Source organism: Vitreimonas sp., from assembly GCF_036392335.1.
Classification (GTDB): domain Bacteria; phylum Pseudomonadota; class Alphaproteobacteria; order Caulobacterales; family Aquidulcibacteraceae; genus Vitreimonas.
Window position 1 is genome coordinate 66807 of record NZ_DASVYD010000041.1, and the last position, 10473, is coordinate 77279.

The window sequence follows — 10473 nt, forward strand, 5'->3', positions numbered from 1 at the left end:
TCACTTCGTCATCCCGGGGCTCACGAAGTGAGAACCGGGGACCCAGGGGCAAACGATGCGGACGTGGCCCCTGGGTCCCGGATCGCGCTCCGCGCGTCCGGGATGACGCAAGAGATCAAACGTATTCTGGAGAGTGTGCCCGATCCGGAAATTCCGGCTGTGTCCGTTGTTGATCTCGGCATCGTGCGCGATGTCAGCGCGGAACGCGTGCTGATCACGCCGACCTACACCGGTTGTCCGGCGACATTAGCGATTGAGCAGATGATCCGTGCGGCGCTGGATGCGCACGGCTTTGGCGATGTGACGATTGAAACGACGTTGTCGCCGCCTTGGTCCACCGATTGGATCAGTGACGCGGGGCGCGAGAAGTTGCGCGCATACGGGATTGCACCGCCGCCGAAAGGCGCGGGCGCATCTGCTTTGAAGAACGCGGAAGCGGCGGAGTGTCCGCACTGCGGTTCGATGCAGACGGAAGAGGTTTCACGGTTTGGCTCAACGCCATGCAAGGCGCTTTGGCGCTGCAAGGCGTGCGCGGAGCCGTTCGATCGGTTCAAATGTCACTGATGATTGATCCAAAAGCTCCCCCGCCACCGACCGCTTTGCGGTCGGCAATTTGGGATTGTCCAAAATCGCGTAGCGATTTTGGCGGGGGGGAGCTGTCAGCGAAGCTGACTGAGGGGGCCAGTGCGCGCGGCTGCCGGACTTTCCCCCTCCAGCTCGCTACGCTCGCCACCTCCCCCGTAAACGGGGGAGGAGTAAGAACATGAGCCACGAGTTTCACCGCCTGCGCGTTGCTGAGGTGAAGCGCGAGACGCCGGACGCGGTTTCGGTGCGGTTTGAGTTGCCGGAGGCGCTGCGGGAGACGTTTGCGTTTCGCGCGGGACAGCATTTGACGTTTCGGCGCGAGATTGGCGGCGAAGAGGTGCGGCGGAATTATTCGGTGTGCGTGGCGCCGAGCGAAGGCCTGCTGAAGATCGGCGTGAAGAAGATCGCGGGCGGCGCGTTTTCGTCTTGGGTGAATGACGAACTGAAGGCTGGCGACGAACTCGACGTGATGGCGCCGCATGGCTCGTTCTGCTGGAATTTCGACGCCGGCGCGCGGTGCGAATATTTGGGATTCGCAGGCGGCTCGGGCATTACGCCGGTGCTGTCGCTGATGAAGACGGCGTTGGCGATGGAGCCGCATTCGCGCTTCACCCTCTTCTACGGCAATCGCAATTCGATCGGCGTGATGTTCCTGGACGAGATCGCCGATCTGAAGGATCGCTATCTCGACCGGCTCTCGGTGTTTCATTTCCTCGAAGACGAGGAAGAAGAGATCGACTTGTTCAATGGCCGGCTCGACCGCGCCAAGGTGGATGAGCTGCTGACGAGCTTAGTGAAGCCCGCGAACGTGGATGCGTTCTTCATCTGCGGCCCTGGGCCGATGATGGATGCCGCCGAAGAGGCCCTACTCGCGCGCGGTGTCGAGAAATCGCGCATTCTGATCGAGCGCTTCACCACCGGGCCGCTCTCGGAAGCGCAGGCGGCGGCGGCGCGGGCGCTGGAGCAGAAGGCGGCGGGCCTGAAGATGAGCGTGACGCTGAATGGGCGGCGCATGAATGTGAGCTTCGATCCCGCACAGCATTCGATTTTGGACAATGTGCGCGCCGCGGGCCTGCCTGCGCCATTCGCTTGCAAAGGCGGCGTCTGCGCGACCTGCCGCGCCAAAGTGATTGCCGGCGAAGTGAGCATGAAGGTGAATTACGGGCTGTCGGAGCAAGAGATTGCCGACGGCTACGTGCTGACGTGCCAAGCGACGCCACTTACGGACGGCGTTGTGTTGACGTACGATACCTAGCCGCTCGATCGGCCGGGGACCGCGATGAACGAGAACGACAGAGCCGAGTTGGCGACCCTGCGCGCGTTATCCTCAAGCGAAGCCGCCGACTATTTACTCCAGAAGTATCCGCGAGGCGGTACAGCGCTTGTGCTGTTGCCGCACCTTTCATGGAAAGTCAGCGATCAGCGCCGGCTTGCGTCCGCGTACTTGGCCAACCTGCCACACGCCAATCCACGCGCCTACGAAGCGTTCGCGTCATTCATGTCCGTCAAGAACTTCATTGAAGCCATCAAAGAGCACTTGCCTGGGCGGCAGACAGACCGCACGGGATTGCTCAGTTACTACCTCGTCCCGATCCTTCACGATCAAGCGAAAAACGATGACGACAAGCAACTCGTGCGATCCTTTGTGACTGAGCTGGAAGCTCTCGAGATAGCAACCTAACCCGCAGCCTTCGCCAAACCACCCAGCGTCAAATCCACAGCCATTTCCGCCATCGTGTCGGCATTCACGGCGCCTTCGGGATTGAACCAGGTGTGGGTCCAATTGATGGTGCCGAAATAGAGCATAGCGGCGGCGAAGGCGGCGCCTGGCTTCTTTGAGAGCTTCGGTTCGATCTCGACCAGCATTTGGCGCACGGTTTCGATCAGGCCGCGCTGCACCGAGACGATCTCGGCGCGCTTCGACTTCGGCACATTGTCCAAATCGTTGAGCAGCACTTTGTGGCGATCGGCGGCGCCGACATAGAGCGCCATGAAACGATGCGTGAGATCGCGCAATTTGGTTTGGGCCGAGGTTTCATCGCTGGCGATTTCCTCCGCCGCGGCTTCGAGTTCGCGCACGTGGCTGATCATCACATCGTAGAGGATGTCCTCTTTCGATGTGTAATAATGATAGATCAGCGATTTTGAAATCTTGCCGCGCTTGGCGATATCGGCGACGGATGCGCCATTGAAACCGTCGCGCGCGAAGAGTGCGGCGGCCGTCTCCACGATGGCGCGTTTGCGTTCGTCATATTCGGGGGCCTGGGTACGGGCCATTAGCGTTCACTCAATCCGTTTTGCTGCATGCGCCAGATCAGATGATCGAGGCGGTCTTGGCCGAAGAAGGGTTCATCGTTGAATACGAAAAGCGGCACGCCCCAATGGCCGGCGCTGCGCTGATCGGCTTCGTTTTGCGCGATCTCGGCGTCGAGTGAGTCCATTTCTTCGACGAGCGCGCGTTCGGCGTCGGCGGGATCGAGGCCGGCTTTGCTGAGCGCGTTGGCGAGGTGATCGCCCTCGTGCCAATTGTCGATCTCGCCCGACCAGATCGCGTGTGAGGCGGCGCGGGCGAAGGCGAGCCCTGCGCCCTTGCGCTGCGCGTAAATGCCGAGCCGGCTGACGCGATAAATGTAGGGCTGATCGGCGGCGACCTCGCGCGTGCCCATGTCCATGACGATCGGGTCCGGGCGCGGCCAGCGGTACGGGATGTTGTGCATCTGGGAGATGCGGAAGGTGTCGCGCAGCAGATAGGGCGGCCAGAGCGGGTTCACTTGCTTGAAGAAGCCCGGGATGCGCACGGCGATCGGCAGGACGATGCGCATGCGCGGGGCGACATCGTATTTCTTCGCGATTTCCTCGACTTGCGGCGCCGCCAGGTACGAATACGGGCTGCGGAACGAGAAATAATAATCAAACGTGAGCGTCACAGCGCGGCCTCCCCTGATTGAGCCCAAACTCGCGCAAGCCCAGGCGTTCGTCCATTGCCACAGGAGACATGACGTTACGTCATGCGACGAAAGCACGTATATGCCTCAAACCCGCCTCATACGCCTTGTCTGAACCAAAGCTTTGGGGTAAACAGCCCCCTGAGGAGCAAAAAATTGCGAGCGGTAGATCCCAGTCAGGGGCGTTCCAAGGCGGCGACAGCCGTCGCGGACCCGCGCGCCACGGTGCTCCTCAGCTCACTTATTCTGCTTAGCGTCGTACTTATCGTACGCGCCGGCGCGGTGTTGCTGACCTTGACCTGAAAGAACCCCCTCAGGCCCTCCAGCAACACCCGCTCCGGATGGAAGCGGGTTTTTTGTTGCCGGCGGACCTGGGCCTCGAACGGACCCAGATGACCGACACTCCCCCCCAAGGTTCAGCCAACCGCCGCAGCGCGGTCGTGACGCAAGGCGGTAATCGCGCCGCCGCGCGCTCCTATCTGCGCGCCGCCGGCATGGGCGACGCCGATTTCAAAAAGCCGATGATCGCGGTGGTGAACACCTGGTCGTCGGTGACGCCGTGCAACATGCATTTGCAGGGCTTGGCTGATCACGTGCGTACTGGCGTGCGCGAAGCTGGCGGCGTGCCGATCGATTTCAACACGATCATGGTGACGGACGGCATTTCGATGGGGACGCCGGGCATGAAGGCGTCGCTGATCTCGCGTGAGATCGTGGCGGATTCGATCGAGCTCGCGGTGGAAGGCCACCAGCTTGATGGCGTTGTCTGCATCGTCGGCTGCGACAAGACTATTCCGGCGGCGGCAATGGCGCTGGCGCGCATGAATATCCCGGGGCTCGTGCTCTACGGCGGCACGATCATGCCGGGTGTCGTCGGCGGCAAAGAGATTTCGATTCAAGAAGTGTTCGAAGCGATCGGCGCGCATGGCGCTGGCACTTTGGACGATGAAGGCTTGAAGGCGGTTGAGAGCGCGGCCTGCCCTGGCGCGGGCGCGTGCGGCGGCCAGTTTACGGCCAACACGATGGCGATGGCGCTTTCGGTGATGGGCATCTCGCCGATGGGCGCAAATGACGTGCCGGCCGTGCATCCGGACAAGAAGGCGCAGGCCGAGCGCTGCGGGCGTTTGGCGGTTGAGCTGACCGTGAAGGGGCAGAACGCGCGCAAATTCATCACGCGCGAGTCTTTGATCAATGCGGCTGTTGCCGTGTCCGCGAGCGGCGGTTCCACGAATGCCGTGATGCATCTGACCGCGATCGCGGCGGAAGCTGGCGTGGACTTCGGCATCGAGGATTGCCATGCGGCGTGTGCGCGGACGCCGGTGATTTGCGATCTGAAGCCGGGCGGGCGCTTCCTGGCGTCGCATTTGTTCTTCGCCGGCGGCACGCGTTTGGTGACGAAGCGCTTGGCGGATGCTGGCAAGATCGTGGATGCGCCGACGGTTTCGGGCCGCGCGCTGTTCGAAGAAGCGACCGAAGCGGTCGAGCAGAAGGGCCAGGAAGTCATCACGGACTTCACGCGCCCGGCGATGGCGCGCGGCTCGTACGCGGTGCTGTACGGCAATCTCGCGCCTGAGGGCGCAGTGATCAAATTGGCCGGCCATGAGATCGAAAGCTTCGAGGGCCCTGCCCGCGTGTTCGATAGCGAAGAAGCCGCATTCGACGCCGTGCAGCACGGCAAGATCAATGAAGGCGACGTGCTGATCATTCGCTACGAAGGCCCCAAGGGTGGGCCGGGCATGCGCGAAATGCTGCAAGTGACCGCGGCGTTGAAGGGCCGTGACTACAAGGACGTGGCGCTGATTACCGACGGGCGCTTCTCGGGCGCCTCCTACGGCTTCGTCGCCGGACACGTTTCGCCGGAAGCCGCTGTCGGCGGCGCGATCGCGCTGGTGCGCGAAGGCGATACAATCCGCATTGATGTGCCGGGCCGGTCGATCGATGTGAAAGCCGATCTCTCGGGCCGAAAATATCAACCGCCAGCGCGCCCCGCGGCGCATGGCGTGTTCGCGAAATACGCCGCTCTCGTTTCATCCGCGTCGCAGGGCGCGGTGACTATTCCCAATCCACCGCCAGCCCAAATTCGTGAGGCCAAGTAATGTCAGCGACTGTCTATACCACCAATGATGTGAACGCTGAGGCGCTTCGCGGCAAACGCATCGCCATTATCGGCTATGGCAGCCAAGGCCGCGCGCACGCACAAAATTTGCGCGATGACGGCTTCGATGTCGTCGCCGGCGTGCGCAAGGGCGGCAAGGGCTGGACCCATGCCACCGAAGACAAGATCGCGACGGCGGAAGTTGTCGACGCGGTGAAAGGCGCCGACCTCATCGCGATTCTGACGCCGGACATGATCCAGGATCAGGTCTGGAAGAATGAGATCGAGCCGAACGCCAAGGAAGGCGCGACGATCCTGTTCGCGCACGGCTTCTCGATTGTTTATGGCCGCGTGACCCCGCGCAAGGATTTGGACGTTGTGCTGGTGGCGCCGAAGGGCCCGGGCGATCTGGTGCGTCGTGAATATGCGCGCGGCCGCGGCGTCCCGGCGCTGTTCGCCGTCTATCAGGACGCGACCGGCAAGGCGCGCGATCGCGCAATGGCCTACGCCAAGGGCATCGGCGGCGCGACCGGCGGCCTGATCGAGACCACGTTCCGTGAAGAAACCGAGACCGATTTGTTCGGCGAACAAGCCGTGCTCTGCGGCGGCGCGAAAGAGCTGGTGAAGGCTGGCTATCAGACCTTGGTGGACGCCGGCTACCAGCCGGAGGTCGCGTATTTCGAATGCTTGCACGAACTGAAGCTGATCGTCGATCTCTTCTACGAAGGCGGCATCAGCAAGATGCACGATTTCATCTCCGAGACCGCGAAGTACGGCGCTGTCGTGTCCGGTCCGCGCATCATTACGGAAGAAACCAAGGGCCGTATGCGTGACGTGCTGAAGGACATCCAATCCGGCTCGTTCGCGCGCGAATGGATCCTCGAGAACCAAGCCGGCAAGCCGCGCTACAACGCGCTGCTCAACGAAGACCGCGACGATCCGATCGAAAAGACGGGTGCGGCGCTGCGTTCGCGTATGGCGTGGCTCAAATCACCGACGAATTCGTGAGCTTGAAATGACCACCACGAGCAACATCGCCCAAATCCACACCTCGTCAGAGCCGGCCGCTCTTGCCGGCATTCCACTGACGGGGGCGGAAATGGTCGTACGCGCCTTGAAGGATCATGGCGTGGACACGCTGTTCGGTTATCCGGGCGGCGCGGTGTTGCCGATCTATGACGCGCTCTTCAGCGACGACGACGTGCGCCACATTCTTGTGCGTCACGAACAAGGCGCGGGCCATGCGGCCGAAGGCTACGCGCGCTCCACTGGCAAAGTCGGCTGCGCGCTCGTGACCTCCGGCCCCGGCGCCACCAATATGGTGACGCCGCTCGCGGATGCATTGCTCGACTCGATCCCGATGGTGGTCATCACCGGCCAGGTGGCGACGCATTTGATCGGCACCGATGCGTTTCAAGAATGCGATACGGTCGGCATCACGCGTTCCTGCACCAAACACAATTGGCTGGTGAACAGCGTCGATGAGCTTTCGGCCATTCTGCACGAAGCGTTCTACGTCGCGCGCAGCGGCCGACCTGGGCCAGTCGTCGTCGATATTCCCAAGGACGTGCAATTCGCGACGGGCATGTATCTGCCGCCGGAGCGCTCACCTAAACGCTCCAAGCGCACGGTGCGTCACGTCGATGCGCTGAAGATCGCCGAAGCCGCGGAGCTGATGGCAAATGCGCAAAAGCCCGTGTTCTACACCGGCGGCGGCGTGATCAATGCGGGGCCGCGCGCGAGCGAGGCGTTACGGACGCTCGTGCGCGAGACGGGTTTTCCCATCACATCGACGCTGATGGGGCTCGGCGCCTTCCCGGCGCCGGATGAGCAATGGCTGGGCATGTTGGGCATGCACGGCTCGTGGGAAGCCAACCACGCGATGCACGATTGTGATCTGATGATCTGCGTCGGCGCGCGCTTCGATGACCGGGTGACCGGAAGGCTGGACGCGTTCAGCCCGAACTCAAAGAAAATCCACATCGACGTTGATCCGTCCTCGATCAACAAGAACGTGCGGGTCGATGTGCCGATCATCGCGGACGCAGCTGAAGCGCTGGAGCAATTGCTGGTCGCCTGGCGCAACCGCGCCAAGCGTGCGAAGCCGCCGTCGATCAAGGCATGGTGGGAGCAGATCGGGGCTTGGCGCGCGCGCACATGCTTCGCCTACCGAGCCAGCAACGACGTGATCAAACCGCAATACGCCATCGAACGGCTGTACGAGCTGACGCGCGGCAAGGACGTCTATATCACGACCGAAGTCGGCCAGCATCAGATGTGGGCGGCGCAATACTTTCACTTCGACCGGCCGAACCGTTGGATGACATCCGGTGGTCTAGGCACGATGGGCTACGGTCTGCCGGCGGCCCTCGGCGTGCAAGCGGCGCATCCGGACGCATTGGTGATCGACATCGCCGGCGAAGCCAGCGTGCAAATGACCATGCAGGAGATGAGCACCGCCGTGCAGCATCGCCTGCCCATCAAGATTTTCATTCTGAACAATGAATGGATGGGCATGGTGCGCCAATGGCAGCAATTGCTGCATGGCGAGCGCTACTCCCACTCCTATTCGCACGCACTGCCGGATTTCGTGAAGATGGCGGAAGCCTTCGGGGCTGTCGGCATTCGCGCCGAGAAGCCCGACGAATTGGACGCCAAGATCATGCAGATGATCAACGAGCCCGGCCCGGTTCTGTTCGATTGCCGCGTTGCGAAGGAAGAGAATTGTTTCCCGATGATCCCATCGGGCAAGCCGCACAACGAAATGATCCTCGCCGACACCTTCGTGGGCGACGAGATCGACGACGACGGAAAGAAGCTGGTCTGATGCCGCCGCATGCTGGAGAACCCGCTGAGAGCCGTACGCTGGCGATCATCGTCGATAACGAGCCCGGCGTGCTCGCGCGCGTCGTTGGGCTGTTCTCCGCGCGCGGCTACAATATCGAGAGCCTGACCGTCGCGGAGACCGATAAATCCGCGCACATGTCGCGGATCACAGTGGTGACCCGCGGCGAGCCCAACATTATCGACCAAATCAAGTCACAGCTGGACCGGATCGTCTCGGTGCGCAACGTGATCGACGTGACACGCGATCCGGCCGGCGTGCAGCGCGAACTCGCGCTGGTGAAAGTGCGCTCCACCGGCGCGGATCGCATCGAGGCGCTGCGCGTTTCGGAAATCTTCCGCGCCAAGGTGATCGACACCACGCTCGAGAGCTTCATCTTCGAGATGACAGGCGCCAGCGACAAGATCGACGCCTTTGTCGACCTTATGCGCCCCATAGGTCTCGTGGAAGTCTCCCGCACGGGCGTGCTTTCCATCCATCGCGGCCCCGAATTGGACCGAATTAGCACCGCCGACGCAGCGCCGTCGGCCTGAAGTGCAAATTGAGTTCAACGGAGGCTAACATGACCAAGATTATCACAACGACGACCCTCACCGCCCAGGCCGCGACGCGATCCAGGGGGCCGGTAACATGCCTGGCGTAAACAGCGCACCGCGACGCGTGCTCGTCTTCGACACGACGCTGCGTGACGGCGAGCAGGCGCCGGGTTTCTCGATGGACGCCCACGCCAAGCTCAAGATGGCCAAGGCGTTGCGTGACTTGGGCGTCGACGTGATCGAGGCTGGCTTCGCCGCCGCATCCCCGGGAGACGAAGAGGCGCTGCGGCGCATCGCGGGTGAAGTCGACGGTCCTATCCTGTGTTCGCTTTCCCGCGCCGTGGAGTCGGATGTCGTCGCCGCGCATCGCGCTCTGAAGAGCACCACGAGGCGGCGCATTCACATTGTGCTGAGCACAAGCCCAATACACCGCGCCGCGAAACTGAATATGAGCCGCGCCGAAGTGCTAGCGACCGCGGTGCGTATCGTACAGTTCGCGCGCACCTATTTTGACGACGTCGAGTTCTGCGCGGAGGATGCAATCCGCACCGAGATCGACTTTCTGGGCGACGTGTTGGAGGCGGTGAGCCAGGCCGGCGCGCGGACGCTGAACATACCCGACACCGTGGGTTATTCCACGCCGTTCGAGATCGGCCAGATCTTCAAGCATCTGCACGCGCAGATCGCGCCGCGCTTCCCGGACGTGGTGCTCTCGGCGCACTGCCACAACGATCTCGGCATGGCCGTCGCCAATACGTTGGCGGCGGTGGCGAACGGCGCGGGTCAGATCGAAGGCGCCATCAACGGCATCGGCGAACGCGCCGGCAATTGCGCACTGGAAGAAGCCGTGATGGCGTTACGCACGCGCGCGGATCAATTCGGCGTCACGACGGGCGTGGATACACGCAAACTGTTGGCGACGAGCCAGCTGCTGAGCGAGCTCACGGACTGCCCCGTGGTGCGCAACAAGGCCATCGTCGGCGCCAACGCGTTCGCGCACGAGGCCGGCATGCATCAGCACGGCATGCTGGCGGATGCGCGGACCTATGAGATCATGCGGCCCGAAGACGTGGGCTTCGACGGCACGCGGCTTGTGCTCGGTAAGCATTCTGGGCGTCACGCCTTGTCGCAACGCGCACGCGCCTTGGGTTATGACCTCACCGACAATGTGATCGCCCAAGTGTTCGCCATGTTCAAACGCCGCGCCGATCAGATCGGCGAGGTCGATGATACGGAATTGATCGCTTTGATCGAGCAAGTAACCGACATACGAGTCGGCGGAGGCAAGAATGTCGTCGTCAACTGAGCCCAAGACGCTTTTCGAGAAAGTCTGGGAGAGGCATGTCGTGCAGGCGGAGACCGGCGAAACGCCGGCGATCCTCTATGTCGATCTGCATCTCGTGCACGAAGTGACGAGCCCCCAAGCGTTCAGCGAGTTGGACGCGCGCGGCCTCAAGGTGCGCCGGC

The 10473-nt window shown here is 62.3% G+C and carries 11 protein-coding genes; 9 read left to right on the plus strand and 2 right to left on the minus strand.

Going from position 1 to position 10473, the window contains the following annotated elements; translation table 11 throughout:
* Positions 1 to 102: 102 nt before the first annotated feature.
* The 3 genes from paaD (at position 103) to VF769_RS09700 (ending at position 2266) form a co-directional block, all read left to right on the plus strand.
* A complete protein-coding gene (gene paaD, locus VF769_RS09690) occupies positions 103 to 564 on the plus strand; it encodes a 1,2-phenylacetyl-CoA epoxidase subunit PaaD (RefSeq protein WP_331008196.1) in 462 nt (153 codons plus the stop codon).
* A 199-nt stretch (positions 565 to 763) separates the two neighbouring features.
* Positions 764 to 1840, plus strand: coding sequence for a 1,2-phenylacetyl-CoA epoxidase subunit PaaE (gene paaE / locus VF769_RS09695; RefSeq protein WP_331008197.1), 1077 nt, complete (start codon positions 764 to 766; stop codon positions 1838 to 1840).
* Between the two features lie 24 nt (positions 1841 to 1864).
* A complete protein-coding gene (locus VF769_RS09700; protein WP_331008198.1) occupies positions 1865 to 2266 on the plus strand; it encodes a hypothetical protein in 402 nt (133 codons plus the stop codon).
* Here VF769_RS09700 and VF769_RS09705 read toward each other — a convergent pair.
* Positions 2263 to 2862 carry a TetR/AcrR family transcriptional regulator gene (locus VF769_RS09705; protein ID WP_331008199.1) on the minus strand — a complete coding sequence of 200 codons (600 nt, stop codon included), beginning with the start codon at positions 2860 to 2862 and terminating at the stop codon, positions 2263 to 2265. The genes VF769_RS09700 and VF769_RS09705 overlap by 4 nt on opposite strands.
* The gene (locus VF769_RS09710) at positions 2862 to 3512 is read right to left on the minus strand and encodes a 2-hydroxychromene-2-carboxylate isomerase (RefSeq protein ID WP_331008200.1); all 651 of its coding nucleotides are present in this window, start codon (positions 3510 to 3512) and stop codon (positions 2862 to 2864) included. The genes VF769_RS09705 and VF769_RS09710 overlap by 1 nt, the downstream gene beginning before the upstream one ends.
* Positions 3513 to 3922: 410 nt before the next feature.
* Here VF769_RS09710 and VF769_RS09715 point away from each other — a divergent pair, with 410 nt between their 5' ends.
* The 6 genes from VF769_RS09715 to VF769_RS09740 form a co-directional block, all read left to right on the plus strand.
* The gene (locus VF769_RS09715; RefSeq protein WP_331008201.1) at positions 3923 to 5626 is read left to right on the plus strand and encodes a dihydroxy-acid dehydratase; all 1704 of its coding nucleotides are present in this window, start codon (positions 3923 to 3925) and stop codon (positions 5624 to 5626) included.
* Complete coding sequence (gene ilvC / locus VF769_RS09720) at positions 5626 to 6633, plus strand: ketol-acid reductoisomerase (protein ID WP_331008202.1); 1008 nt, start codon at positions 5626 to 5628, stop codon at positions 6631 to 6633. Before VF769_RS09715 ends, ilvC begins: the two co-directional genes overlap by 1 nt.
* Before the next feature lie 91 nt (positions 6634 to 6724).
* Positions 6725 to 8452: an acetolactate synthase 3 large subunit gene (locus VF769_RS09725; RefSeq protein ID WP_414731775.1), complete on the plus strand. Its 1728-nt coding sequence runs from the start codon at positions 6725 to 6727 to the stop codon at positions 8450 to 8452.
* The gene (gene ilvN / locus VF769_RS09730; protein WP_331008204.1) at positions 8452 to 9003 is read left to right on the plus strand and encodes an acetolactate synthase small subunit; all 552 of its coding nucleotides are present in this window, start codon (positions 8452 to 8454) and stop codon (positions 9001 to 9003) included. Before VF769_RS09725 ends, ilvN begins: the two co-directional genes overlap by 1 nt.
* A gap of 97 nt (positions 9004 to 9100) precedes the next feature.
* Entirely contained in the window at positions 9101 to 10312 is a 1212-nt protein-coding gene (locus VF769_RS09735; RefSeq protein ID WP_331008205.1) for a 2-isopropylmalate synthase, read from the plus strand.
* Positions 10296 to 10473, plus strand: a 178-nt coding sequence (locus VF769_RS09740; RefSeq protein ID WP_331008206.1) for an aconitase family protein, incomplete at its 3' end; no start/stop codon positions are given. The genes VF769_RS09735 and VF769_RS09740, both read left to right, overlap by 17 nt.

Excerpts from the sequence above, each read along its gene's own strand:
- VF769_RS09735 (WP_331008205.1), top strand. The coding sequence starts at position 9,101 with ATGCCTGGCGTAAACAGCGCACCGCGACGCGTGCTCGTCTTCGACACG.
- paaE (WP_331008197.1), top strand. The coding sequence starts at position 764 with ATGAGCCACGAGTTTCACCGCCTGCGCGTTGCTGAGGTGAAGCGCGAG.
- VF769_RS09725 (WP_414731775.1), top strand. The coding sequence starts at position 6,725 with ATGGTCGTACGCGCCTTGAAGGATCATGGCGTGGACACGCTGTTCGGT.
- VF769_RS09715 (WP_331008201.1), top strand. The coding sequence starts at position 3,923 with ATGACCGACACTCCCCCCCAAGGTTCAGCCAACCGCCGCAGCGCGGTC.
- ilvN (WP_331008204.1), top strand. The coding sequence starts at position 8,452 with ATGCCGCCGCATGCTGGAGAACCCGCTGAGAGCCGTACGCTGGCGATC.
- paaD (WP_331008196.1), top strand. The coding sequence starts at position 103 with ATGACGCAAGAGATCAAACGTATTCTGGAGAGTGTGCCCGATCCGGAA.
- VF769_RS09705 (WP_331008199.1), bottom strand. The coding sequence starts at position 2,862 with ATGGCCCGTACCCAGGCCCCCGAATATGACGAACGCAAACGCGCCATC.
- VF769_RS09700 (WP_331008198.1), top strand. The coding sequence starts at position 1,865 with ATGAACGAGAACGACAGAGCCGAGTTGGCGACCCTGCGCGCGTTATCC.
- ilvC (WP_331008202.1), top strand. The coding sequence starts at position 5,626 with ATGTCAGCGACTGTCTATACCACCAATGATGTGAACGCTGAGGCGCTT.